Consider the following 22,903-nt stretch of genomic DNA (forward strand, 5'->3'; position numbering starts at 1 on the left):
TCGCCCGCCATCGGGGCATGATGGTCGAAACCAGAGGAGACTCACCATGACCACCAACGAAGGAAATCTCGACCGCATCCTGCGCGGCATCGTCGGGCTCGTCCTGATCGCGCTGCCGCTGTTCAGCTCGATGGCGGCATTCGCAAACCCGCTTTTGTTCTGGGGATCGATCGTCATCGGCGCCGTGCTGGCCGTGACCGCCGTCACGGGGTTCTGCCCCGCCTACAGGCTGCTCGGCATCAACACCTGCCGCACCCGCTAGACCCCAGGAGAGCCCCGATGACCTATCCAGTCGACCTATCGATCAAGCCCGACGTGTCCGCCCATTTCGACGAGGCGACGAACACGATCAGCTATATCGTCAAGGATCCCGGCAGCGACCATTGCGCCATCGTCGACAGCGTGATGGACATCGACTATGCCGCCGGGCGCATCACCTACGATCACGCCAACGCCCTGATCGCCGAGATCGAGGAACGCGGCCTGACGCTGGACTGGATCATCGAAACCCATGTCCACGCCGATCACCTGAGCGCCGCGCCCTATATCCAGCAGCGGCTGGGCGGCAAGATCGGCGTGGGCGAAAAGATCCTCGTCGTGCAGGAGACGTTTGGAAAGGTCTTCAACGAGGGGACCGAGTTCCAGCGCGACGGCAGCCAGTTCGACGCGCTGTTCAGGGATGGCGACACCTACATGGTCGGCGGGATGCAGGCTTTTGCCATCTACACGCCCGGCCACACGCCCGCCTGCATGGTGCATGTGATGGGCGACGCGGCCTTTGTCGGCGATACGCTGTTCATGCCCGATGGCGGCTCGGCCCGCGCGGATTTTCCGGGCGGCGATGCCGGTACGCTTTACGACAGCATTCAAAAGGTGCTGGCCCTGCCCGACGAGATGCGCCTGTTCATGTGCCACGATTATGGGCCGAACGGGCGCGATATCGCGTGGGAAACCACCGTTGCCGAGGAAAAGGCCCACAACATCCACGTCGGCGGCGGCAAGTCCCGCGAGGAATTCGTGCGGTTCCGGCAGGAACGCGACGCGACGCTCGCCATGCCGAAACTGATCCTGCCCTCGCTGCAGGTGAACATGCGCGGCGGCACGGTGCCCACGGACGCCGACGGCAATCCGATGCTCAAGGTGCCGGTGGGCAAGCTGTAAGCGGCGCGAAACGGGGGGAACCATATGAAGAACGTCATGCACCGCGTCACGTCGCGCCTGTCCGTCGCGGGGCAGGTCGCGCCCGAGGATATCTCGACCATCGCGGCCGGGGGGTTCCGCTCGGTGATCTGCAACCGCCCCGACGGCGAAGGGCCCGACCAGCCCAGCTTTGCCGAGATCGAGGCGGCGGCGCGGGCCGCGGGGCTCGATGCGCGCTACCTGCCGATCGAGGGCGGCAAGGTCAGCGACGCGGATGCCGACGCCTTTGGCCGCGCGCTGGACGAGATGCCCGGCCCGACGCTTGCCTATTGCCGGACGGGTATGCGCTCGGTCACGCTGTGGTCGCTGTCCGAGGCCGACCGCCGCCCGGTGGCCGAGATCCTCGCGGCCGCCAGGACGGCCGGGTTCGACCTGACGGGCGTGGTCCGCCGGATCGCCAATGGCGGCCGCACGCCCACCGACAGCCCCGACCTGACCGCCGAGGTGGTGATCGTCGGCGGCGGAGCGGCGGGGATCGCGGTCGCGGCCAGCCTGCGGGCGCGCCGCCCCGATCTCGACATTGCGCTGATCGAGCCGGCGGATGTGCATTACTACCAGCCCGGATGGACGATGGTGGGCGGCGGCATCTTCGAGCCGCAGACCACGGCGCAGACCATGGGCCGCCTCATTCCCAAAGGGGTCCGCTGGATCAAGGCCGCCGTCGCGGCCTTCGAGCCGGGCGAGAACGCGGTCATCCTAGATGGCTGTCGGGTGGTGAAATACAGGCGCCTGATCGTATGTCCGGGGCTCAAGCTCGACTGGGGCCGGGTCGAGGGGCTGATCGAGACGCTCGGCAAGAACGGCGTGACCTCGAACTACCGCTACGACCTCGCCCCCTATACCTGGTCGCTGGTGCAGCAGATGCACGGCGGGCAGGCGATCTTTACCCAGCCGCCGATGCCGATCAAATGCGCGGGCGCACCGCAAAAGGCGATGTACCTGTCCTGCGACGCCTGGGCCCGGCGCGGCGTTCTGAGCGATATCGACGTGTCCTTCAACACGGCGGGCGGGGTGCTGTTCGGGGTTGCGGAGTATGTCCCGGCGCTGATGGACTACGTCCGCAGATACGACGCGAAACTCAATTTCCACCACGACCTCGTCAGCGTCGACGGCGCGGCGCGGACGGCCGTGTTCGAGGTCGCGGAACCCGATAGCGCGCCGCGCCGGGTCGAGATGGCGTTCGACATGATGCATGTCACCCCGCCCCAGACCGCGCCCGATTTCATCCGCGTCTCGCCGCTGGCCGACGCGGCGGGCTGGGTCGACGTGGACCCCGCCACCCTGCGCCACAAGAGCCATGACAACATCTGGTCGCTGGGCGACGTGATGAACGCCCCCAATGCCAAGACGGCGGCCGCGGCGCGCATCCAGGCCCCCATCGTCGCCGAGAACGTGCTGGCCGATATCGCCGGCCGTGCGCAACCGGCGGTCTATAACGGTTATGGCTCCTGCCCGCTGACGGTCGAGCGGGGCAAGATCGTGCTGGCCGAGTTCGGCTATGGCGGCAAGCTGCTGCCGAGCTTTCCCAAGGCGTTCATCGACGGCACGCGCCCCTCGCGCGCGGCGTGGTTCCTCAAGGAACGGATGCTGCCGCCGATCTACTGGAAGGCGATGCTGCGCGGACGCGAATGGATGGCCGCCCCCGACCGGCCCGGCCGGCATTGACACCACCGCCGCGTGGGCGGTCGCCCGACCGCCCCGCCGCATCCTTTTCCTAAGACCCCTTGGTTCATGCACCGCGTAACACGTTTCTTTCCGATCCTGACCTGGGGGCGCAGCTATGACCGGGCGGCGTTCACGGACGACCTGATCGCCGCCGTGATCGTCACGATCATGCTGATCCCCCAATCGCTCGCCTATGCGCTGCTGGCCGGGATGCCGCCCGAGGCGGGGCTTTATGCGTCGATCGCGCCGATCATCCTCTATGCCGTGTTCGGCACCAGCCGCGCGCTGGCCGTCGGGCCGGTGGCGGTCGTGTCGTTGATGACCGCCGCGGCGCTGGGCGAGGTCGCGGCGCAAGGCACGGCCGGCTATGCCGCCGCGGCGCTGACGCTGGCGGCGCTGTCGGGAGCGATCCTGCTGGCGATGGGTCTGCTCAGGCTGGGATTCCTCGCGAATTTCCTGTCGCACCCGGTCATAAGCGGCTTCATCACCGCGTCTGGCATCCTGATCGCTGTCGGGCAGCTCAGGCACATCCTCGGGATCGAGGGCGGCGGCGATACCCTGATCGAGATCGGGACGCGGCTTGTCGAGAACCTGGAACGCACCAACATCGCCACGCTGGCTCTCGGCGCGGCGGCGCTGGGTTTCCTGTTCTGGGTCCGCCGGGGGCTCAAGCCCGCGCTACGCCGTCTCGGTCTCGGCCCCCGCACGGCGGATATCGCCACCAAGGCCGGGCCGGTCGTGGCGGTGGTTGCGACCACGCTCGCCGTCTGGGGGCTCGGTCTCGATGCGCGCGGCGTGGCCATCGTGGGCCAAGTGCCGCAAAGCCTGCCGCCGCTGACCCTGCCCGACCTGTCCCCGCCGCTGATCGGCCAGCTATTCGTCCCGGCGCTGCTGATCTCGGTCATCGGCTTCGTCGAATCCATCTCGGTGGCGCAGACTCTCGCCGCGCGACGGCGCGAACGCGTCCGCCCCGACCAGGAGCTGATCGGGCTCGGGGCCGCCAATCTCGGCGCGGCCTTTACCGGGGGGTTCCCGGTGACGGGGGGGTTCTCGCGCTCGGTCGTCAATTTCGACGCGGGCGCGCGAACGCCGGCGGCCGGGGCCTTCACGGCGGTCGGGCTGACCGTCGCCGCGCTGATGCTGACGCCAGCGATCCGCTACCTGCCCAACGCGACGCTGGCCGCGACGATCATCGTCGCGGTGCTGGGGCTCGTCGATCTCGGCGTCCTGCGCCGCGCCTGGGCCTATTCGCGCGCCGATTTCGCTGCCGTGGCCGCGACCATCGCGGTGACGCTCCTGCTCGGGGTCGAGATCGGGGTGTCGGCGGGGGTCGCGATCTCGGTGCTGCTGTACCTGTTCAAGACCTCGCGCCCGCATATCGCCGAGGTCGGGCGCATTCCGGGCACCGAGCATTTCCGCAACATTCACCGCCACGAGGTCGAAACGACCCCCGCCGTGGTGACGCTGCGCATCGACGAAAGCCTCTATTTCGCCAATGCGCGATTTCTCGAGGACCATATCCTCGACCGCGTGACGCGCGACCCGGCCGTGCGCCATGTCATCCTGCAATTCTCGGCCGTGAACGAGGTCGACCTGAGCGCGCTCGAGTCGCTCGAGGCGATCAACGACCGCCTGCGCGAAATGGGCGTCAAGCTGCACCTGTCCGAGGTGAAAGGCCCGGTCATGGACCGGCTCGAGCGCGCGCATCTTTTGGGCGAGCTGACCGGCAACGTCTACCTGTCGCAACACGCGGCGGCCGAGGATGCGGCATCCGCATCGCCCGGCCCCGCCCCCCAATCCGAAAGGACCACCTGACATGCTTCCTGCCATTCCGACCGAGTTCACGCCCTGGGCCTCGCTGGGCGGAGGTATCCTCATCGGCCTGTCCGCCGTCATGGTCATGGCGCTGTTCGGCCGTATCGCCGGGATCACCGGCATCACCGCCGGGGCGGTCGCATCGGGCGACCGGGGCTGGCGGATCGCCTTTGTCGCGGGGCTGCTGGCCGCGCCGCTGCTATGGCTCGCCGTCACGGGCGGATTTCCGCAACAGACGGTCAGCACCGACCTGACCGGCATGGCGGTCGCGGGGTTGCTGGTCGGGGCGGGCACGGCGCTGGGGTCGGGCTGCACGTCGGGGCACGGGGTCTGCGGGCTGGCGCGGCTGTCGGCCCGGTCGCTGGCCGCGGTCGTGACCTTCATGCTGTTTGCCGCGCTGGCCGTTTTCGTCCTGCGCCATGTGTTCGGGGGGGTGGCATGATGCGCCCGGTCTTCGGTTTTCTCGCCGGGCTGATCTTTGGCCTCGGGCTGATCCTGGGCGGCATGGCCAACCCGCTCAAGGTGATGAATTTTCTCGATATCTTCGGGACGTGGGATCCCAGCCTCGCCTTCGTCATGGGCGGAGCAGCGGTCACGGCCTTTGTCGGGTTCCGGCTTGCCTGGCGTCAGGATCGCCCGAGGCTCATGCCGGCTTTCGACCTGCCTTCGGCCACGCAGATCGACGGCAGGCTCCTGGGTGGCGCGGCGATCTTCGGCATCGGGTGGGGGACAAGCGGGTTCTGTCCCGGTCCGGCATGGGTGGCTTTGCCCATCGCGGCGCCGGGCACGCTGATCTTCGTGCCGGCGATGGTGATCGGGATCGTGCTGGGCCGGGCGCTGAAATAGCGGGGTCCCGCCCCCTTGTCACGACGAGGGGGCGCGGTCGCTCACGAGCCTCATGCCGAGATGGGCGGGCGGGCTTCCGACCGCGCATCCGCCGCGGGCCGGGTCGCGTTCGAGCCACGAGACGGCGGCGACGTGTTCGCCCGCGACATAGAAGGCCGGGCAACGGTCGGGATCGGCCCCCGAGCCGCCGCCAAAGCAGCTCGACGTCCATTCCCAGACCGATCCGTCGAGGTCGCGCACCCCATCGGGCGAGCGGGAAAAGCTGCCCGCGGGGCGCAGCGCGCGGGTCTTGCCCTCGGTCAGCAGGTAGGACGAGGCCCAGGTCAGGCTCGGGTCGGTGAAAATCGGGTCTTCTTCCTCGGGCAGGACGGGCGCGGCCAGCGCGTGCCATTCCTCCAGCCGGGGCAGGCGCCACGGATCGCCCGTCTGCTCGGCGATCCAGGCGGCATAGGCCATCGCGTCGGGCTGCGACAGGCCGGTTGCGGGCAATGTCGCCGGATCGGTATCGCCGCGGACCGGAATTTCGAAATCGCAGGCGCCCGCTGCGTGGCAGGCATTCCATTCGGCGACCGTCACCTCGTCGCGCGCGACCCAGATGGTGCGTGCGGGCTGCGGGGCGGCGTCGCGGCGGATGCCGCCTTTCGCATCGAAATCGAGGGGGGCGACGTCCACGGCCACGGCGTCGGGGCCGGGCATGGACGGCAGGTCGGGGCCGCGTGAGATCCACGCGGCCCCGCCAAGCGCCGCCGCCAGACCCACAACCCCGGCGAGGGAAACGGCTATGACGGCGGCACGGTTCATCGGTTCAACCCCCGGTCAGGTGAAGGAGCGCGGTTCGACGACCTGCTCCATCAGTTCGTTGTTCCATTCGCCTTCGACGACGAAGTGGGCGGTCGCGCCCTTCAGGGCCGCGATGATGAGGTTGTGGTTGACGTAGGCGTACACACCCGGCTGTTCGAAGGTGTACATCGCCGCCGCAGCGGACCCGCCGCGCACGAACCACGTCTCCATCGAGGTGAGCGGGGCGACGTCGAACGAGGTCTCCCAGACATAGTCGCCATGCCCGCCGATCAGGTGCGGCCGGCTGTCCACGTTGCACGAGTTGTGCACCATCAGCACCGTCTCGCCGACGTTGAACTTGAGCGCGCCCGGCCCGGTCAGCGCACCAACGGCGCCGTTGAAGACCTGGTGCGTCGGCGTCAGCGTGGCCATCGCCTCGAGGCTGTCGGCATAGTCGTCGCCGGCGGTCTCGTAGAACTTGAAGTCGCCGTTCTCGTCGCGCGGCAGGTAGTAGTCCTGCTCGCCCAGATAGGCGATCTTGTCGTACTTGAGCGGGTTGCCGTCCGCGTCCTTCAAGCCGTCGCGCGGCAGGACCATGATGGCGCCGTTCATGCCATGGGTGACGTGATAGGGGATCATCGCCCCGCCCGGCGCGCAGTGATAGGTGAAGCATCCGGCCTTGGTGGCCTTCCAGCGCAGCACGACCTCTTCGCCGGGGAAGACGTGGGTCAGGCCACCGCCGCCCAGCGCGCCCGTCGAGGCGTGGAAGTCGATATTGTGCTCCATCATGCTGTCGGCGGGGTTGCGCATGGTCAGCTCGACCATGTCGCCTTCGTGGACGATGATGAGCGGGCCGGGGACCGAGCCGTTATAGGTCAGCGCCCAGATGCTCGCGCCGGTATCCTCGTCGACGACCATCAGCTTTTCGGTCGTCTCCATCTCGATCTCGACGATCTTGGGTCCGCCGGTCGCGACCTGCTCATGCTCGGGAGCGAAGGGAGGAGCGACCAGTTCCTGCTTGACGCGGGTATAGCCGGACAGGTCGACGGGCTTGGCCGTGCTGTCGGCGGTCTGCTCGGCCGCGGCGCGGTAGAGCTTGGCCGAGGCCGCGTCGGCGCTCAGCGGGCGAACCGGGGCACGATGGCCGCCGGCCAGGGCCGCACCGCCCGACAGGGCGGCGGCACCGGCGAGAACGCTGCCGCGCAGGACGTTGCGGCGGCTGGTCGGCATGAATCCGGGGTTCTTGAACTTGGTCATGAGATCCTCCTTCGGATCTTGCGGGCGACGGCAGGCCTTTGTGGCCCGACCGCCGCGTTGGGAATATCAGAGGTTTTCGAGCTGCGCTTCGAACCGTTCTTTCGCCTTCGGCGGAACGCGGCCCTGGATGAAATCGTCGGCGGACTGCACGTCGCCGACGGCGACGGTCATCACCATGCCCATGGCAAAGTGCGGCTTGCACTGGATGCCATAGAGACCTTCGACGTCGAGCGTCACTTCGATCTCTTCGTTGATGCGGCCTTTGAACGCCTCGGCGCCTTCGGGCATCATCTCGAGCAGCGACTCGGCGTTGTGGCTCTTGTCGGTCGGGATGAACTTGATCGTGTCGCCGGGCTGGGCCTGGATAAAGGCCGGCTCGAACACCATGCGCTCGCCGTCCGAGCCCTTATTCAGCATCTGGACCTCGAAGGTCTCGGCGCTGACGGCACCGGCCGCGAGAACGATCAGGGCGGTGGCGGCTGCGGTAGCTTTGCGGAACATCTGTCTGTTTCCTTCCTTGTGTAATCTCTTGCACCCGATCTAGACGTTTGCGGCCGCAGCATCTTTGCGCTGGCTCAAATCTCGGGCATCTTTTCGCCGATTATCGGGTATGAAAGACCGCACGCCATGACACGCCCGCCCCTCAACCGGCTCGACGAGAGCCTTCTCACGCCGCTGCCGCCCTTTTCGCGGCTGGAGCGGAGCGAGATTCGCGCCATTCTCGACCAGGCCGTGAGCCGCCGCGTCGAGGAAGGCGCCACCGTCTTTCACGAGGGCGCCCCGGCCGACCGGTTTTTCCTGCTGCTCGACGGCACGATCCGGGTGATCCGCGTGACGGCCACGGGCGAGCATGTCACCGCTCTTCATATCCCGGCGGGGCAGTTGTTCGGCATCGCGCCGGCGCTGGGCAAGGACCACTACCCGGCCACCGCGCAGGCAGCCTCCGAGGCGCTGATGCTGAGCTGGCCCGCACGGCTCTGGCCGCGCTTTGCCGCGCTGGACGGGTTCACGACCGAAACCTATGCGACGGTCGGCAAGCGGCTGGGCGAGATCAACGACCGGATCGTCGAGATGGCGACCCTCGCCGTGGAACAGCGCGTCGCCAACGCGCTGGCCCGGCTGGTCAACCAGACCGGGCGCAAGGTCGAGGGCGGGATCGAGATCGGGTTTCCCCTGACCCGGCAGGATCTGAGCGAGATGACCGGCACGACGCTGCACACGGTCAGCCGATTGCTCAGCGCATGGGAAAAGGACGGGATCGTGTCAAGCCGGCGCAAGCACGTCACCGTCACGGACCCGCACCGGCTCGTGGTGCTGGGCCAGCGGCGCGGCTAGGAGGCGACCCGCGCCTCGGCCATCAGTTCGGACACGAAGCTGTCGACATCGAGCCCGTATTCGGCGCAGGCATCGACCACCGTGTGAAACGGCGCGATGGGGCATCCGGGGCAGAGCATCCGGTGGCGGACGAACACCGCCACGGTCGCGGGCCACGCCGACATCAACCGGTCGAGCGGCAGGTCGAGGTCGTCGATCCGGGGATTTGGCATGGCGAAATCTCCTTTTTTGCCGGGGTGGGCCGGCGGTTGCGTTTATCCGCGCGCGGGCGCGGGATTGGCCGTTCGCTTGGACACCGAGGCGCCGATCAGCCACGGCGCAAGCCGATAGGTCAGCGCGCCGAAGCCCAGCGTCCAGAGAACGGCCGCGGCGGTGATGGCGTCAAAGGTCAGAACCGTGCTCCCCGCCCGCACGAGGGCGGCCGCACCGATCAGGCAGAACGCCGCGACGAGCAGGCGGTCGGCCTGGAGCGGGCGGCCGGTATGGCCCTGCGTCGCACGCATCATCACGGCGGCGGTCATGCCGCCAATGGCGCCGATCCCTAGAAGGTGCAGCCCCGTCGCCGCAAAGGCCCAGCCGAGCGCGGCCGCGGCCAGCGCGACGAAACCCAGCGGCACGAAGGCAAAGGCTGCATGCAGCATCAGCAGCAGCGGGTTGCGCAGCGTCGCCAGCCCGCACCAGCGCGACAGCCGCGCCGCCTGCGCAACGGCGGCGATGGTCAGCAGGACGGCCGTCACCGGGCCATAGGGCGCGACCGTCCACCAGATCAGCGCGGGGCCGGTCAGGGCCAGCGCGATCCCGTCGAACCGTGCAAAGGGCGCGGGCAGCCGGGCGGCATTGCGCGCGGCCAGCCAGTTGCGGGTAAAGCTGGGAATGACGCGTCCGCCGATCAGCAGGATGAGGAACACGACGAGCCCCATACCCAGCCGGCGCGCGATATCGGCCTCGCCCTGCATCGCCGCTTCGGCGTGATAGCCGGCATTGGCCAACGCAAGCAGGCTGACAGGAACGACGACCTTGAGGTTGCGCCAGTTGCGCCCGGCCACGATCTCGACCGCCGTGATGCCGGCGATGGCCACGAGGAACGCGACGTCGATCGCGGCCACGAAGAACGGGGACAACCCCAACACTCCCGCAACGGCGAGCCGCCCGGTCGGCCACAGCGCCGCGAGAAGCGCGAGCGACAGGCCGCGTCGCGGCATACGCCCGGTCCAGTTCGGCACCGCGGTGAACAGGAACCCCGCGATCACCGCCCCGGCATATCCGAACAGCATCTCGTGAATGTGCCAGTCCGTCGGCGAGAACGTCCCGTCGAGCGAGGCAGCCCCGCGCCAGATCGCGAGCCATAGCGGGATCGCCAGCGTCGCGAAGATGCAGGCGGAAAGGAAGAACGGGCGGAACCCGTAGCCGAGAATGGCGGGGCCGGTATAGGGGCGCATGGCGAAACCTCGCGGTGTGATCCGCCCAATCTGCGCCGAACGGCCGCGCCCGTATTTGCGTTCGGTCAAACAAATCGCCCGCGGGCCGGATTACAACGCAACCGTTACCGAGAAGGAGGCCGTCATGGGCTGGACCGGATTCATCCTCGCGCTGGTCGCGTTCACCGCTTCGCATTACCTGCCCGCCCGCACCGGGCTCAAGACCGCCGGGGTCGCGCGGTTGGGGGCGCGGGGCTATCACGCGGTCTATGGGCTCGTGTCGCTGCTGCTTCTGGGCTGGGTCGTGGTCGCGGCGGGGCGCGCGCCCTTCGTGACGCTCTGGCCGGCCGAGCCATGGACACGCTGGGTGCCCTTTGCCGCGATGCCGGTGGCGTTCGTGCTGACCGCGGCGGGGCTGGGCTGCGCGCAGCCCTTCACGCTGGGCGGCAAACGCGCGGCCGTCTTCGACCCCGCCCGCCCCGGCATCGCCGCGGTGACGCGTCACCCCCTGCTTCTGGCGCTGGCGCTGTGGTCGGGCGCGCATCTGGTCGCGAATGGCGATCTTGCCCACGCGATCCTCTTCGGGGCGTTCCTGGCGATGTCGGTCGGGTTCGTCCCCCTGTTCGACGCCCGCGCCCGTGCCGCGCTGTCGCCGGCCGGGGCGCGCGCGTTCTTCGACGCGACCGCGATCCTGTCGCTGGCGCCCCTGGGCGATGCGGATTGGCGGCGGGCCAATCGCGGCCTCGCGATCCGCGCGGGCATCGGGCTGGTGCTCTGGCTGGCGGCGCTGCTGCTGCACCCGCTGGTCTTCGGCGTATCGCCCCTGCCGGTCTAGGCCGGGTCGGTGGCGCGGTCGTAGATCCGCAAGACGTCCTGCACCGCCCCCACGAGCAGCGCATGGCCCGTCGTATCGCCGCGCCGCACGTCATGGCCCGGAATGAACTGGGCCGCGACCGTGGCCGGGACCGTTCGCCCCGCGAGACGGTCGAACAGCTCTTCGACCGCGGCGCGCGCCCTGGGGTCGGGCCAGTAATAGCGGATCCGGTCCGACAGGCTGAAATGACGCTTGATCCACAGCGCATCCGCGTCGCCCGCGTAATACCCCGACCAGTTCTCGGGCGCGGCGATCATCGCGTCTTCCATCGCCGTCATCAGCCGGCCACGCGGCGTGTGCCCGTCGAGGATATCCACCGCCGCATCCAGCCCGTAAAGCGCTTCGCGCAGGGCGAAGGTCAGCCACGGGCCGACCTTGAGGATCGGGAACCCGGCCAGAACCAGGGTGCGCAGGCTCTCGGCGGTCTGGTAATCGGTGGAATGCGCCTCGAAGACGAGGCCCGGCCGGTCGGCCAGCGTTTCGGTCAGACCCGCAGCACCTGCCGGGTCGAAATGAACGACCTCGGTATCGCCGAACTCGACGCCGGGCTGCACGACAAGCCCGATCACCCGTGACCAGGCATCGTCGAGGCCCAGCGCGGCAAAGGCGCGTTCGTGCACGTCATATGTCCGGCGCACGGCCTCGGGCGCGGTCGGCACGACACCGTCCTGCAACGCATGGATCGCGCCGCCGGGCACCGGAACCTCGGTGCCGATGATATAGACGGGCGCGACCGCGCCCCTGTTATCCTCGGCGACGCGGGCCAGCCGCGCGGCGCGCTCGGCCGTCTGCGCATCGTCGAGCGCCGGAGCCTCAGCCCGGCATCCCATCGACGTGTCGAGATGGAGCTTGGTGAACCCAGCCTGCGCAAAGGCCGCGATCATCGCCTCGGCCTTGGCCATTGCCGCGTCGGCGGGCAGGTGTTTCCACGGGTTCGGCCCGAGGTGGTCGCCCCCCAGAACGAGGCGGCCGGTGTCGAACCCGACCCGCGCGGCGATCCCCTCGACGAAATCCCGGAAACCGGCCGGGGTCATCCCCGTATAGCCGCCATCCTGGTTGACCTGGTTGCAGGTCGCCTCGATCAGGACGGTCTTTCCGGTCTCGCGGCCCAGCGACAGCGCCGCCTCGATCACGATCGGGTGGGCCGAGCACACCGAGGTGATGCCGGCAGGCCGCCCCGCGTGGAACGCCTCGGGGATGGATTGCAGCGGATGGGTCATCGGGCATCCCTTTCGGCATCGGCGATGAAACGGCGTATCGTGCCCATGTCGCACGCCCCCTCCATCGGGCCGCGCGCAGTGACGGCCAGCGCCCCGGCGGCCGCGGCGACGGTCATCGCCTCGTCGGGCGGGGCGCCGCGCAGCCAAAGCGTCGTGAAGGCGGCGCCGAAGCAATCTCCGGCGCCGGTCGGGTCGACCTCGTCCACGGCGAAGCCCGCGACCGGCACGCGGCGCGCGGCATCGTGGTAGCAGGCACCCGCCGCCCCGTTCTTGTGGACGACGGCCGCGATGCCCCGCGCCAGCAGTTCCTGAATGGCGGCGTCGGTCTCCTGCGCCTCGGTCAGCAGGGTCAGTTCGGCGCCGCTGGGCAGGAACAGGTCGGTCAGCGACAGGAACCGGGCCATCGCCTCGGCCATGCCGGGCGCGCGCAGCATTTCCTTGCGCAAATTGGGGTCGAAGGACAGCGTGCCGCCGCGCGCCTTGACGGCCTCGGCAGCGGCAAGGTTCATCTCGACCAGGCCGCGGCTGGACAGCGACGAGCCCATGACATGCAGGTGGTCCGCCCCCGCCAGCAACGCCTCGGCCCCGGCGGTCATGGCGATCTGCCCGCAGGCGCTGTGGCGGATGTTGAAGACGAAATCCCGCGAGCCATCCGCGCGATAGCGGACAAAGGCGCTGCCGGTTGGGCGGTCGGGATCGACATGCACCGCCGAGATATCGACGCCGTCGCGCGCGAGCCGGTCGAGGTTGACGCGCCCGAAATCGTCGTCGCCCACCGCGGACACGATGCCCGCGGGCTGGCCCAGCCGCGCGGCCTGGTCGACGAATATCGCCGGCGCCCCCGAGGGAAACGGCCCGGTCAGGGGCTGCAGCCCGGTAAAGCCGGCGCCGACCGTATCGGCCATGATCTCGACCAGGATTTCCCCGATGACGGCGATCTTTTTCATCTGCGGTCCCGATAGCGGCAAGGAGCGATCCCCTGTTGACCGCTGACAGTCGGAATGCCTAATGTCAATATCTGAATTTTACACGCGCAAACTTGCATCGGCGCCAGAGGATCGAAAGGAGCCTGGATGAGCGACGCCCAGCACGACCGCGACGCGCCGGAAACCGCGCGCAAGGTCAGGACGATGGAAGAGTTCGCCGAGGTCAGCGGGATCTCGCGGCCAACGGTGTCCAAATATTTCCACGACCCCGACAGCGTCCGCAAGACGACCCGCAGCAAGATCGAGTCGGCGCTGGAACAGTACGACTACCGCCCGAACATCTTTGCGATGAACCAGAACCGCAAGGCGACCAAGACCATCGGAATCGTGGTGCCCTATCTCGCCGATCCCTTCTTTGCCGAGATCGTGCGCAAGATCGAACGGCTCTGCATCGAGGCGGGATTCTGGCCCATCGTGTTCAGCGCCCATGGCGAACGCAGCCTCGAGAACGATGCGCTGGCGACGTTGCAATCACTGCGCCCCATCGGTGCGCTGATCGCGCCGCTCGGGCGCAGCTCGGATTTCGAGAGCGTGCAGCAATTCGCCGAAGAGGTGCCGACGGTCGTGTTCGACAGCAACGTGAATGTCGGTGCGGCCTTTGTGGGGTCCGACAATTTCCAGAGCATCGGCCTGATGGTCGACTATCTGTGCCGCACCGGAGAGCCGCCGTGCTTCTTCGAGATGCCCCCCGTGAACCCCAATGCGAACAAGCGGCGCGACGCCTACAGGCAGGCGATGGAGCGGCTGGGCCACCAGCCCCAGGTGATCCAGGTCGAGGGCAGCGGATGGGAGTTCGAGCGGATCGGGCTGGAAGAGGGAATGCGCCTGATCTCGGAGCGGTCCCTGCCATCCGACAGCATCCTGTGCAGCAATGACCGGCTTGCCATCGGGCTCTTGGCGGCCGCCTATCAAAAGGGTCTGCGCGTGGGCCACGGGCCCGGCTGCGCGCTGCGGATCGCAGGCCATGACGACCACCCGTGGTCGCGCTTTACCTGCCCGCCGCTCACCACGGTTTCGCAGGATTACACCGCCATCGCCGAGCGCAGCGTCGAGATGCTGTTCGAACTTATCGCGGGCGGCGCGCCGCCGGCCCGGCGGCGCGAAGTCCTGTTCGACGGCAAGCTGGTGCTGCGCGCCTCGGCGTGAAACGCTGCGGTGCGGCATTTCTAATTTTACATGGGTCAACTTTCTGATTGACTTGAAGCGAGCGAGTTGCTTACCTCGCCCACACAAGATTCACATCGGGAGGAGACCTTGATGAAACTGGAACGCGCATTTTTCGCGGCTACGGCGATCGTTTCTGTCGCCGCGACCGCAGCGATGGCCCAGAGCGACGCCACGACCCTGACCATCGCGACCGTCAACAACGGCGACATGATTACGATGCAGGGGTTGATGGACGACTTCAACGAGAAGCACCCCGACATCAATGTCGAATGGGTCACGCTCGAGGAAAACGTCCTGCGCCAGAACGTCACCACCGATATCTCGACCGGCGGCGGGCAGTACGACATCCTCACCATCGGCACCTACGAGGTTCCGATCTGGGGCGCGAACGGATGGCTTGTCCCGCTCGACGACCTTCCGGCCGAGTACGAGGTCGACGACATCATCCCCGCGATCCGCGACGGCTTGTCGGTCGACGACACGCTCTACGCGGTGCCGTTCTACGGCGAAAGCTCGTTCACCATGTATCGCAAGGACCTCATGGAAGAGGCCGGGCTCGAGATGCCCGACGCCCCCACCTGGGAGTTCATCCGCGACGCCGCCGCCAAGATGACCGATCGCGAGAACGACGTGAACGGCATCTGCCTGCGCGGCAAGGCCGGCTGGGGCGAGAACATGGCGCTGCTCACGGCCATGTCGAACTCCTTCGGGGCGCGCTGGTTCGACGAGGACTGGAACGCGCAGTTCGACTCCGAGGCGTGGTCGAACACGCTGAACTTCTATCTCGACATGATGGAGGAATCGGGCCCCGCCGGTGCCGCGAATAACGGCTTCAACGAGAACCTGACGCTGTTCCAGCAGGGCAAGTGCGGCATCTGGATCGACGCCACCTCGGCCGGCCAGTTCGTCGTGAACGACGATTCCACCGTGGCCGAGCATGTCGGTTTCGCGCAGGCGCCCGATACGGGTCTCGGCAAGCGCGGCAACTGGCTCTGGGCGTGGTCGCTGGCCATCCCGACCTCGTCCGAGAATGTCGAGGCCGCCAAGACCTTCCTGACCTGGGCCACCGGCCCCGATTACGGCGAGCTCGTCGCCAATGAAAAGGGCTGGGTCGCCGTTCCGCCGGGCACGCGTTCCTCGCTTTACGAGAACGAGAACTATACCGGCGCGGCGCCCTTTGCCGACATGACCATGGCGTCGATGAACACGGCCGATCCGAACAACCCGACGGTCGATCCGGTCCCCTATACCGGCGTCCAGTTCGTCGCGATCCCCGAGTTCCAGGGCATCGGCACGCAGGTCGGCCAGCAATTCGCCGCCGCGCTCGCCGGTCAGCAATCGGCCGAGGACGCTCTTGCCGCTGCGCAGGAGCTGACGAACGAGGAAATGGAAGCCGCGGGCTACTGACACCGACCGGAACGGGGCGCGCACAGGCGCCCCGTTCCACCCTTTCCGCCCCCGACCCGAAACCGGCCCTTTCGCAGCCGTCCCGCGGGACAGCTCCGCAAGCGCCGCCTCCAGAAAGCCCCGCCCGAGGAGCCCTGCCCATGGCCACCCAGCATTCCCGGTCCGCCGCGCGCCTGATGATCGCGCCCGCCGTATTCGTGCTGCTGGTGTGGATGCTCATCCCGCTGTGCATGACGCTGTATTTCTCGTTCGCGGATTACCGCCCGATGCGCGCCACGTTCGAGCCGTGGATCGGGTTCGACAATTACGTGTCCTTCGTCACCTCATCATCCTTCACCAATTCCGTGATCACGACATTGCAGATGGTGGGCGGGATCCTCTGCATCACCATCGCCGGCGGCATCGCGCTGGCGCTGCTGCTCGATCAGCCGATCTTCGGGCAAGGGGTCGTGCGGATCCTCGTGATCGCGCCGTTCTTCGTCATGCCCACGGTCTCGGCGCTGGTGTGGAAGAACATGTTCTTCAATGTCGATAACGGGCTTTTCAGCTATCTCTACAAGGCACTGGGGTTGCAGCCCTACGATTTCCTAAGCCAGGCGCCGGTGTTTTCGATCGTGGTCATCGTGGCATGGCAATGGCTGCCCTTCGCGACGCTCATCCTGCTGACGGCGGTGCAATCGCTGTCGAGCGAGCAGCTCGAGGCGGCCGAGATGGACGGCGCGCCGGGCTGGGCGCGGTTCTGGTACATCATCCTGCCCCATCTGAGCCGCGCGATCACCGTCGTCATCCTGATCCAGACGATTTTCCTGCTGTCGGTCTTTGCCGAGATCTTCGTGACGACGAACGGCGCCTTCGGAACCCGCACGCTGACCTACCTCGTCTATCAGCGCGTCCTCGAGAGCCAGAATATCGGCCTTGGTTCCGCGGGCGGGATCATCGCCGTCATCCTTGCCAATATCGTTGCCATCTTCTTGATGCGCATCGTCGGCAAGAACCTCGACAACTAGGGGGACCGGTTCATGGCCCGCGCTATCACGACCCGCAAAAAGGTGATGTGGACCGCCCTGTCCTGGGGCATCGGGCTGCTGATCTTCTTTCCGATCCTGTGGACCTTTCTCACCTCGTTCAAGACCGAGGCCACGGCCATCGCCGATCCGCCGGTCTGGTTCGCTTTCGACTGGACGCTCGAGAACTATCGCGCCGTGCAGGAGCGGTCGAACTATCCGCTGGCCCTGACGAACTCGATCATCATCGCGGTCGGCTCGACCATCCTGGGGATCGCCATCGCGGTGCCGGCCGCATGGGCGATGGCCTTCGTGCCGGGACGGCGGACCAAGGACGTCCTGCTGTGGATGCTCTCGACCAAGATGCTGCCGGCGGTGGGCGTGCTCTATCCGCTGGTGCTGCTGGCCAAGTGGCTCGGCGTCATGGACAGCCGCATCCTGCTGATCGTGGTCCTGATGCTCATCAACCTGCCGATCATCGTCTGGATGCTCTACACCTATTTCCGCGAGATTCCGGGCGAGATCCTCGAAGCGGCGCGGATGGACGGGGCCAGCCTCCGCAACGAGATCATCTACGTGCTCACGCCGATGGCCATTCCGGGCATCGCCTCGACCATCCTGCTCAACATCATCCTGGCCTGGAACGAGGCGTTCTGGACCATCCTGCTGACCACCGTGGACGCGGCCCCGCTGACAAAGTTCATCGCCAGTTTCTCGGCCCCCGAGGGGCTGTTCTACGCCAAGCTCAGCGCGGCCTCGATGATGGCCATCGCCCCGATCCTCGTCATGGGCTGGTTCAGCCAGAAACAACTCGTCCGGGGCCTGACCTTCGGCGCCGTCAAGTAAGGGGAAACGACCCATGGGACGCATCACGCTGGAAAACGTCCAGAAACGCTTTGGCGAGGTCGAGGTCATTCCGCCGCTCAACCTCACCATCGAGGACGGGGAGTTCGTCGTCTTCGTCGGCCCGTCGGGCTGCGGCAAGTCCACCCTGCTGCGCCTGATCGCCGGGCTCGAGGACGTGTCGGGCGGCGAGATCCGCATCGACGGCCGCCCCGCGACCGACCTGCCGCCGGCCAAGCGCGGGCTCGCCATGGTGTTCCAGAGCTATGCGCTCTACCCGCATATGTCGGTGCGCAAGAACATCGCCTTTCCGCTCAAGATGGCGGGGATGGACCAGGCCGAGCAGGACCGCCGCATCGCCAAGGCGGCCGAGGCGCTGAACCTGACCGATTACCTCGACCGTCGCCCCGGCCAGCTTTCGGGCGGGCAACGCCAGCGCGTCGCCATCGGCCGCGCCATCGTGCGCGAACCCGCCGCGTTCCTCTTCGACGAGCCGCTGTCGAATCTTGACGCCGCGCTCAGGGTCGGGATGCGGATGGAGATTTCCGAACTGCACACGACGCTTGCCACGACGATGATCTACGTTACCCACGACCAGGTCGAGGCAATGACCATGGCCGACAAGATCGTGGTGCTGCGCGCGGGCAATATCGAACAGGTCGGCACGCCGCTCGACCTCTACCGCGAACCGCGCAACGTGTTTGTCGCGGGCTTCATCGGGTCGCCGAAGATGAACCTGCTCGAGGGAGAACACGCCCGCGCACATGGCTGCAAGACCATCGGCATCCGCCCCGAACATCTCGACGTGGTGGACTCGGGCGGCACATTCACCGGCAAGATCGGCGTGGCCGAGCATCTGGGGTCGGACACGTTCTTTCACGTCCACATCCCCGGCATGGCCGAGCCCATGACCGTGCGCGCCTCGGGCGAGGTCGGGCTGAGGCATGGCGACCCGATCCACCTGGCCCCCCAGGCCGACAAGATTCACCGCTTTGACGACAAGGGACTCCGCATCTCATGAAACGACTCGACGGAAAATCGGCGCTCATCACCGGCGCCGCCCGCGGGATCGGCCGCGGCTTTGCCAAGGCCTATCTCGCCGAAGGCGCCACCGTGGCCATCGCCGACATCAACCTCGAGGCGGCCGAGGCCACCGCCGCCGAACTTGGCGACGGCGCCTATGCCATCCAGATCGACGTGGCCGACCAGGCCAGCATCGACGCGGCCATCGCCGCGGTAGTGGAACGTGCCGGAAAGCTCGACATCCTCGTGAACAACGCCGCCGTCTTCGACGCGTCCGAGGTCGTCGACATCACGCGCGAAAGCTATGACCGCCTTTATGCCATCAACGTCGCGGGCACGCTCTTTACCCTGCAGGCCGCCGCGAAACAGATGATCGCGCAGGGCCATGGCGGCAAGATCATTAACATGTCGAGCCAGGCGGGCCGCCGCGGCGAAAGCCTCGCGCTGGTCTATTGCTCGACCAAGGCAGCCGTCATCTCGATCACGCAATCGGCGGGGCTCGCCCTCATCAAGCATGGCATCAACGTGAACGCCATCGCGCCCGGCGTTGTCGATGGCGACCATTGGGTGCATGTCGATTCCATGTTCGCCAAGCTCGAGGGCAAGGAGCCCGGCCAGAAAAAGGCCGAGGTCGAGGCAGGCGTTCCCGCGGGCCGTTTCGCGGTGCCCGAGGACATGACCGGGATGGCGATCCTGCTGGCCTCGTCGGATTCGGATTACATCGTCTCGCAATGCTACAACGTGGATGGCGGCCAGTGGATGAGCTGACGACACTGCGGCGCGATACCCTGGGCGACATGCCCGACGGCATTTCGGTGCCGTCCTACGACCGCGCCACGCTGACCCCCGGCATCGTGCATATCGGGTTGGGCAATTTCCACCGGGCGCATCAGGCGTGGTATCTCCACCGCCTGATGCAAGACGGAAAGGCCCATGACTGGGCCATCATCGGCGCGGGCGTCCGCCCCGCCGATGCCCGGATGCGGGAAACGCTTCTGGCGCAGGACGGGCTGACCACGCTGATCGAGCTCGACCCCGCCGGAAAGTCGGCCGAGATCACCGGGTCGATGATCGGCTTCGTCCCGGTCGAGGACGGCAACGGCGCCCTCATCGCGCAGATGGCCGACCCGGCCATCCGCATCGTGTCGCTGACCGTCACCGAGGGCGGTTACTACCGCAATGCCGATGGCGGGTTCGACGCGGAGCATCCCGACATCCGCCACGACGCGGCCAACCCCGAGGCGCCGCGCACCGCCTTCGGCGCCATCGTCGCGGCGCTGAAGGCCCGGCGCGCAAGCGGCGCGGGTTCGTTCACCTGCCAATCCTGCGACAACCTGCAGGGCAACGGGGATATCCTGCGCGAGACCGTCATCGGCCTTGCGCGGCTGGACGATCCCGACCTCGCGGGGTGGATCGAGAGCCACGCCACCTTTCCCAACGCCATGGTCGACTGCATCGTGCCCGCCACCGGCGCGGCCGAGCTGACGCTGGTGCGCGAGTTCGGGATCGACGACAAGGCCCCGGTCACGCACGAGAATTTCCGCCAATGGGTGATCGAGGACCGGTTTTGCGCCGGTCGCCCGCCATGGGAGGATGCCGGCGCTACCCTGACCGACGATGTGCACGATTACGAGGCGATGAAACTGCGCTGCCTCAACGCGGGCCATCAGGTCATCTCGAATGCGGGCGAACTGCTGTCGCTTGCCACCATCGCCGATTGCATGGCGCACCCGACGATCCGTGCGCTGTTCCGCCGCGTCGAGATGGACGAGATCGTGCCCCATGTGTCCCCCGTGCCCGGCATGACCCCCGAGGCCTATGTCGACCTGATCGAGACGCGGTTCGCCAACCCGCAGATCCGCGACACCGTGCGGCGCGTGGCGTTCGACGGCTCGTCGCGGCATCCCGGCTTTCTGCTGCCGGTGATCCGCGACGCGCTGGCCGCGGCCAACCCGATCGACGGGCTGGCATTGGTCGAAGCCCTGTGGGCGCGCATGTGCGAGGGCACCCGCGAGGACGGCAGCGTGATCGAGCCGAACGACCCGCATTGGACGACGCTCAATGCCGTGGCGATCGCGGCGCAGGACGACCCCGCGGCATGGTTGGGGCAACGCGCGATCTATGGCGACCTGGGCGCCGATACGCGGTTCGCAGAAGCGTTTGCCCGCTGGCACCGCGCGATCCGTGCGAACGGGGCCGAGGCCGCGATCCGCGCCTACCTGGAAAGCTGAGCGTCATGCAGGCGATCCTCTTCACCGCGCGCGACGCGCCGACGCTGGCCGAGATCGACGATCCGCGCCCCGCTACGGGCGAGGTCGTCGTCGAGATGCGCGCAAGCGGCATCTGCCATACCGATTTCGAGATCCTGCGCGGCAATTATGGGGCTTCGGCCTTTCCCGTGGTGCCGGGCCATGAATATGCCGGCGTCGTCTCCGAGATCGGCCCCGGTGTCGAAAATGTCGCGCCGGGCGACCGTGTCGTGGTCGATCCGAATATCGAATGCGGCACATGCCGGGCCTGCTGCCGCGGCTGGGCGCATCTATGCGAGGCGCTAGGCGCCTATGGCGTCACCCGAAACGGCGGGTTCGCGGCGAAAAGCGCCGTTCGCGCGGTGGCGGTCCATCCCATCGGCGACATGCCCTTCGACGTGGCGGCGCTTGCCGAACCGATGGGATGCGTGCTGAACGGGCTGGGCGCCGCGCGGGCCGAGCGGGCCCGCAACGCGCTGATCTTCGGCGCGGGGCCCATCGGGCTGTTGCTGGGCATGGGACTCAGGGCCTCGGGGGTCGACGACGTGGCCCTTGTCGATATCGACGAGGCCCGGCTCGATTTCGCCGAAAGCCTCGGCTTTGCGCCCCTCGCTGCCGGCAGCCCCGATCTCGAGGCACGGCGGCAGGGCATGGACCTCGTCGCGGATGCAACCGGGGTTCCGCGCGTGGCGGGCGATCTGGTGGGCTATGTCGCCAATGGCGGCAGCGCGCTGTTCTTCGGGGTGTGCCCCTCCGACGTCCGGATCGAGATCACGCCCTTCGAGCTGTTTCGACGCCAGATCACTCTGGCGGGCTCGCATTCGCTCAACCACAACATACCTCAGGCGCTTGCGGCGCTGTCGGCGCTCGACCTCGACCTGTCGCGCCTCGTCTCGCACCGCTTGCCCCTGGACGAGATCGCGGCGGTCTTTGCCAGCGGCGCACCGCCCGGCAGCCTCAAGGTACAAGCCGCCGCCTGACCTGACGGCCCGGATTGCCGGGCCGCCGCGATGGGCGCTCAGTTGCCCAGGTAGGTCGAGTAGCCATAGGGACTGACGAGCACCGGCACATGATGGTGCCGTTCGGTATCCTCGATGGCAAAAGTCACCACGATTTCCGGGAAAAACGGATCGTCGCCAAGAGCGTCATAGGCGCTGGTGTCGAAAGTCAGGCGATAGGTCGCCTTTTCGGCCGTGATGCCGAAGCCCTCGATCCGGCCGTTTTCCTGCGTGGTGCCGGAGCCGACCTGCTCCCAGCCGTCGCCGTCGTGCCGTTCGAGCGTGACCGGCACGCCGCCGCCACCCTGCCCCGTCGCGATGTTCAGCACATGGGTCGAAATATCCTCGGCCATGGCGGCTCCCGACAGGAGGATCGTCGCGGCCGAAGCGGTAAACAATGTTCTCAGCATGGTACGTTCCCTTGGTGTGGACGCAAAACACTAGCAACCAACCGCGCGGCGTCGACCGGCATACGGTTTGCGATGGCATCCGCGCCGGTTTCGCCTAGACCGTTCTGGACCAGCATACGAAGCACCGCCGTGTACGCTATCGCTCTGTTCATACAGAACGGTCACGCAAGCGGCGGAAGCCACGGTGGCCCGTTGATGGGCATGTGCGCGATCCCGAGCCGGCGGCTGGAATTATCACCGCGAGGCCGACGGGATCGGATAACGGATATCAAAAACTGGATTGACCCTAGGGTCAGGATTCATAACCAGAACATGACGGTTGCGGCGAGGGCGATGGCGGAGAGGAAGACCTTCGGGCATCTGTCGTAGCGGGTGGCGATGCGACGCCAGTCTTTCAACCTACCGA

General features: G+C 67.3%; 24 protein-coding genes and 1 pseudogene. 16 read left to right on the forward strand and 9 right to left on the reverse strand.

Annotation, left to right across the window (positions count from 1 at the left end; genetic code table 11):
- Positions 1-46: 46 nt before the first annotated feature.
- The 6 genes from E2L08_RS10355 to E2L08_RS10380 all read left to right on the forward strand — a co-directional run bounded on the left by E2L08_RS10355 (position 47) and on the right by E2L08_RS10380 (position 5,526).
- Positions 47-262 carry a YgaP family membrane protein gene (locus tag E2L08_RS10355; protein WP_133397004.1) on the forward strand — a complete coding sequence of 72 codons (216 nt, stop codon included), beginning with the start codon at positions 47-49 and terminating at the stop codon, positions 260-262.
- Positions 263-279: 17 nt separating this feature from the next.
- The gene (locus tag E2L08_RS10360) at positions 280-1,161 is read left to right on the forward strand and encodes an MBL fold metallo-hydrolase (RefSeq protein WP_133397005.1); all 882 of its coding nucleotides are present in this window, start codon (positions 280-282) and stop codon (positions 1,159-1,161) included.
- A 24-nt stretch (positions 1,162-1,185) separates the two neighbouring features.
- Positions 1,186-2,865, forward strand: coding sequence for a bifunctional protein tyrosine phosphatase family protein/NAD(P)/FAD-dependent oxidoreductase (locus tag E2L08_RS10365; protein ID WP_240758194.1), 1,680 nt, complete (start codon positions 1,186-1,188; stop codon positions 2,863-2,865).
- Between the two features lie 66 nt (positions 2,866-2,931).
- Positions 2,932-4,680, forward strand: coding sequence for a SulP family inorganic anion transporter (locus tag E2L08_RS10370; RefSeq protein WP_133397006.1), 1,749 nt, complete (start codon positions 2,932-2,934; stop codon positions 4,678-4,680).
- Position 4,681: 1 nt separating this feature from the next.
- Entirely contained in the window at positions 4,682-5,122 is a 441-nt protein-coding gene (locus E2L08_RS10375) for a YeeE/YedE family protein (RefSeq protein WP_133397007.1), read from the forward strand.
- Positions 5,122-5,526 carry a DUF6691 family protein gene (locus E2L08_RS10380; protein ID WP_133397031.1) on the forward strand — a complete coding sequence of 135 codons (405 nt, stop codon included), beginning with the start codon at positions 5,122-5,124 and terminating at the stop codon, positions 5,524-5,526. The genes E2L08_RS10375 and E2L08_RS10380 overlap by 1 nt, the downstream gene beginning before the upstream one ends.
- A gap of 18 nt (positions 5,527-5,544) precedes the next feature.
- On the opposite strand, the gene E2L08_RS10385 is transcribed toward E2L08_RS10380, so the two are convergent.
- The 3 genes from E2L08_RS10385 to E2L08_RS10395 form a co-directional block, all read right to left on the reverse strand.
- On the reverse strand, positions 5,545-6,327 hold the full coding sequence (locus E2L08_RS10385) for an SUMF1/EgtB/PvdO family nonheme iron enzyme (RefSeq protein ID WP_133397008.1): 783 nt from the start codon (positions 6,325-6,327) through the stop codon (positions 5,545-5,547).
- A 15-nt stretch (positions 6,328-6,342) separates the two neighbouring features.
- Positions 6,343-7,563 carry a copper-containing nitrite reductase gene (gene nirK / locus E2L08_RS10390; protein ID WP_133397009.1) on the reverse strand — a complete coding sequence of 407 codons (1,221 nt, stop codon included), beginning with the start codon at positions 7,561-7,563 and terminating at the stop codon, positions 6,343-6,345.
- A 66-nt stretch (positions 7,564-7,629) separates the two neighbouring features.
- Positions 7,630-8,064, reverse strand: coding sequence for a pseudoazurin (locus E2L08_RS10395; protein WP_133397010.1), 435 nt, complete (start codon positions 8,062-8,064; stop codon positions 7,630-7,632).
- Between the two features lie 126 nt (positions 8,065-8,190).
- On the opposite strand from E2L08_RS10395, the gene E2L08_RS10400 reads away from it, so the two are divergent.
- Positions 8,191-8,898 carry a Crp/Fnr family transcriptional regulator gene (locus E2L08_RS10400; protein WP_133397011.1) on the forward strand — a complete coding sequence of 236 codons (708 nt, stop codon included), beginning with the start codon at positions 8,191-8,193 and terminating at the stop codon, positions 8,896-8,898.
- On the opposite strand, the gene E2L08_RS10405 is transcribed toward E2L08_RS10400, so the two are convergent.
- Both E2L08_RS10405 and E2L08_RS10410 read right to left on the reverse strand, forming a co-directional pair.
- Positions 8,895-9,110 carry a DUF1858 domain-containing protein gene (locus E2L08_RS10405; RefSeq protein ID WP_133397012.1) on the reverse strand — a complete coding sequence of 72 codons (216 nt, stop codon included), beginning with the start codon at positions 9,108-9,110 and terminating at the stop codon, positions 8,895-8,897. The genes E2L08_RS10400 and E2L08_RS10405 overlap by 4 nt on opposite strands.
- A 42-nt stretch (positions 9,111-9,152) precedes the next feature.
- Positions 9,153-10,337 carry an NnrS family protein gene (locus E2L08_RS10410; RefSeq protein WP_133397013.1) on the reverse strand — a complete coding sequence of 395 codons (1,185 nt, stop codon included), beginning with the start codon at positions 10,335-10,337 and terminating at the stop codon, positions 9,153-9,155.
- A 124-nt stretch (positions 10,338-10,461) separates the two neighbouring features.
- Here E2L08_RS10410 and E2L08_RS10415 point away from each other — a divergent pair, with 124 nt between their 5' ends.
- Positions 10,462-11,151: an NnrU family protein gene (locus tag E2L08_RS10415; protein WP_133397014.1), complete on the forward strand. Its 690-nt coding sequence runs from the start codon at positions 10,462-10,464 to the stop codon at positions 11,149-11,151.
- Here E2L08_RS10415 and E2L08_RS10420 read toward each other — a convergent pair.
- Positions 11,148-12,410 carry a class II D-tagatose-bisphosphate aldolase, non-catalytic subunit gene (locus E2L08_RS10420; protein ID WP_133397015.1) on the reverse strand — a complete coding sequence of 421 codons (1,263 nt, stop codon included), beginning with the start codon at positions 12,408-12,410 and terminating at the stop codon, positions 11,148-11,150. The two genes, E2L08_RS10415 and E2L08_RS10420, sit on opposite strands and share 4 nt — an antisense overlap.
- Positions 12,407-13,357 carry a tagatose kinase gene (locus tag E2L08_RS10425; RefSeq protein WP_133397016.1) on the reverse strand — a complete coding sequence of 317 codons (951 nt, stop codon included), beginning with the start codon at positions 13,355-13,357 and terminating at the stop codon, positions 12,407-12,409. The genes E2L08_RS10420 and E2L08_RS10425 overlap by 4 nt, the downstream gene beginning before the upstream one ends.
- Positions 13,358-13,483: 126 nt before the next feature.
- Here E2L08_RS10425 and E2L08_RS10430 point away from each other — a divergent pair, with 126 nt between their 5' ends.
- The 8 genes from E2L08_RS10430 (at position 13,484) to E2L08_RS10465 (ending at position 22,069) form a co-directional block, all read left to right on the forward strand.
- Positions 13,484-14,542 (forward strand): LacI family DNA-binding transcriptional regulator, encoded by a 1,059-nt coding sequence (locus E2L08_RS10430; RefSeq protein ID WP_240758195.1) that lies wholly within the window; start codon positions 13,484-13,486, stop codon positions 14,540-14,542.
- Positions 14,543-14,653: 111 nt separating this feature from the next.
- Positions 14,654-15,970 carry an ABC transporter substrate-binding protein gene (locus E2L08_RS10435; protein ID WP_133397017.1) on the forward strand — a complete coding sequence of 439 codons (1,317 nt, stop codon included), beginning with the start codon at positions 14,654-14,656 and terminating at the stop codon, positions 15,968-15,970.
- A gap of 140 nt (positions 15,971-16,110) precedes the next feature.
- Positions 16,111-16,977, forward strand: coding sequence for a carbohydrate ABC transporter permease (locus E2L08_RS10440; protein WP_133397018.1), 867 nt, complete (start codon positions 16,111-16,113; stop codon positions 16,975-16,977).
- 12 nt (positions 16,978-16,989) lie between these two features.
- On the forward strand, positions 16,990-17,820 hold the full coding sequence (locus tag E2L08_RS10445) for a carbohydrate ABC transporter permease (protein WP_133397019.1): 831 nt from the start codon (positions 16,990-16,992) through the stop codon (positions 17,818-17,820).
- 13 nt (positions 17,821-17,833) lie between these two features.
- Complete coding sequence (locus tag E2L08_RS10450; protein WP_133397020.1) at positions 17,834-18,838, forward strand: ABC transporter ATP-binding protein; 1,005 nt, start codon at positions 17,834-17,836, stop codon at positions 18,836-18,838.
- Positions 18,835-19,608 (forward strand): L-iditol 2-dehydrogenase, encoded by a 774-nt coding sequence (locus E2L08_RS10455; protein WP_133397021.1) that lies wholly within the window; start codon positions 18,835-18,837, stop codon positions 19,606-19,608. The genes E2L08_RS10450 and E2L08_RS10455 overlap by 4 nt, the downstream gene beginning before the upstream one ends.
- A gap of 29 nt (positions 19,609-19,637) precedes the next feature.
- On the forward strand, positions 19,638-21,071 hold the full coding sequence (locus tag E2L08_RS10460) for a mannitol dehydrogenase family protein (RefSeq protein ID WP_240758198.1): 1,434 nt from the start codon (positions 19,638-19,640) through the stop codon (positions 21,069-21,071).
- A 5-nt stretch (positions 21,072-21,076) separates the two neighbouring features.
- Positions 21,077-22,069: an alcohol dehydrogenase catalytic domain-containing protein gene (locus E2L08_RS10465; protein ID WP_133397022.1), complete on the forward strand. Its 993-nt coding sequence runs from the start codon at positions 21,077-21,079 to the stop codon at positions 22,067-22,069.
- A gap of 38 nt (positions 22,070-22,107) precedes the next feature.
- Here E2L08_RS10465 and uraH read toward each other — a convergent pair whose 3' ends face one another.
- Both uraH and E2L08_RS10475 read right to left on the reverse strand, forming a co-directional pair.
- Complete coding sequence (gene uraH, locus E2L08_RS10470; protein WP_133397023.1) at positions 22,108-22,497, reverse strand: hydroxyisourate hydrolase; 390 nt, start codon at positions 22,495-22,497, stop codon at positions 22,108-22,110.
- 299 nt (positions 22,498-22,796) lie between these two features.
- Positions 22,797-22,903, reverse strand: a pseudogene (locus E2L08_RS10475) (IS5/IS1182 family transposase); the annotation flags it as partial.

Source organism: Palleronia sediminis, from assembly GCF_004358695.1.
Taxonomy (GTDB): domain Bacteria; phylum Pseudomonadota; class Alphaproteobacteria; order Rhodobacterales; family Rhodobacteraceae; genus Palleronia; species Palleronia sediminis.

Excerpts from the sequence above, each read along its gene's own strand:
- E2L08_RS10355 (WP_133397004.1), top strand. The coding sequence starts at position 47 with ATGACCACCAACGAAGGAAATCTCGACCGCATCCTGCGCGGCATCGTC.
- E2L08_RS10360 (WP_133397005.1), top strand. The coding sequence starts at position 280 with ATGACCTATCCAGTCGACCTATCGATCAAGCCCGACGTGTCCGCCCAT.
- E2L08_RS10365 (WP_240758194.1), top strand. The coding sequence starts at position 1,186 with ATGAAGAACGTCATGCACCGCGTCACGTCGCGCCTGTCCGTCGCGGGG.
- E2L08_RS10370 (WP_133397006.1), top strand. The coding sequence starts at position 2,932 with ATGCACCGCGTAACACGTTTCTTTCCGATCCTGACCTGGGGGCGCAGC.
- E2L08_RS10375 (WP_133397007.1), top strand. The coding sequence starts at position 4,682 with ATGCTTCCTGCCATTCCGACCGAGTTCACGCCCTGGGCCTCGCTGGGC.
- E2L08_RS10380 (WP_133397031.1), top strand. The coding sequence starts at position 5,122 with ATGCGCCCGGTCTTCGGTTTTCTCGCCGGGCTGATCTTTGGCCTCGGG.
- E2L08_RS10385 (WP_133397008.1), bottom strand. The coding sequence starts at position 6,327 with ATGAACCGTGCCGCCGTCATAGCCGTTTCCCTCGCCGGGGTTGTGGGT.
- nirK (WP_133397009.1), bottom strand. The coding sequence starts at position 7,563 with ATGACCAAGTTCAAGAACCCCGGATTCATGCCGACCAGCCGCCGCAAC.
- E2L08_RS10395 (WP_133397010.1), bottom strand. The coding sequence starts at position 8,064 with ATGTTCCGCAAAGCTACCGCAGCCGCCACCGCCCTGATCGTTCTCGCG.
- E2L08_RS10400 (WP_133397011.1), top strand. The coding sequence starts at position 8,191 with ATGACACGCCCGCCCCTCAACCGGCTCGACGAGAGCCTTCTCACGCCG.
- E2L08_RS10405 (WP_133397012.1), bottom strand. The coding sequence starts at position 9,110 with ATGCCAAATCCCCGGATCGACGACCTCGACCTGCCGCTCGACCGGTTG.
- E2L08_RS10410 (WP_133397013.1), bottom strand. The coding sequence starts at position 10,337 with ATGCGCCCCTATACCGGCCCCGCCATTCTCGGCTACGGGTTCCGCCCG.
- E2L08_RS10415 (WP_133397014.1), top strand. The coding sequence starts at position 10,462 with ATGGGCTGGACCGGATTCATCCTCGCGCTGGTCGCGTTCACCGCTTCG.
- E2L08_RS10420 (WP_133397015.1), bottom strand. The coding sequence starts at position 12,410 with ATGACCCATCCGCTGCAATCCATCCCCGAGGCGTTCCACGCGGGGCGG.
- E2L08_RS10425 (WP_133397016.1), bottom strand. The coding sequence starts at position 13,357 with ATGAAAAAGATCGCCGTCATCGGGGAAATCCTGGTCGAGATCATGGCC.
- E2L08_RS10430 (WP_240758195.1), top strand. The coding sequence starts at position 13,484 with ATGAGCGACGCCCAGCACGACCGCGACGCGCCGGAAACCGCGCGCAAG.
- E2L08_RS10435 (WP_133397017.1), top strand. The coding sequence starts at position 14,654 with ATGAAACTGGAACGCGCATTTTTCGCGGCTACGGCGATCGTTTCTGTC.
- E2L08_RS10440 (WP_133397018.1), top strand. The coding sequence starts at position 16,111 with ATGGCCACCCAGCATTCCCGGTCCGCCGCGCGCCTGATGATCGCGCCC.
- E2L08_RS10445 (WP_133397019.1), top strand. The coding sequence starts at position 16,990 with ATGGCCCGCGCTATCACGACCCGCAAAAAGGTGATGTGGACCGCCCTG.
- E2L08_RS10450 (WP_133397020.1), top strand. The coding sequence starts at position 17,834 with ATGGGACGCATCACGCTGGAAAACGTCCAGAAACGCTTTGGCGAGGTC.
- E2L08_RS10455 (WP_133397021.1), top strand. The coding sequence starts at position 18,835 with ATGAAACGACTCGACGGAAAATCGGCGCTCATCACCGGCGCCGCCCGC.
- E2L08_RS10460 (WP_240758198.1), top strand. The coding sequence starts at position 19,638 with ATGCCCGACGGCATTTCGGTGCCGTCCTACGACCGCGCCACGCTGACC.
- E2L08_RS10465 (WP_133397022.1), top strand. The coding sequence starts at position 21,077 with ATGCAGGCGATCCTCTTCACCGCGCGCGACGCGCCGACGCTGGCCGAG.
- uraH (WP_133397023.1), bottom strand. The coding sequence starts at position 22,497 with ATGCTGAGAACATTGTTTACCGCTTCGGCCGCGACGATCCTCCTGTCG.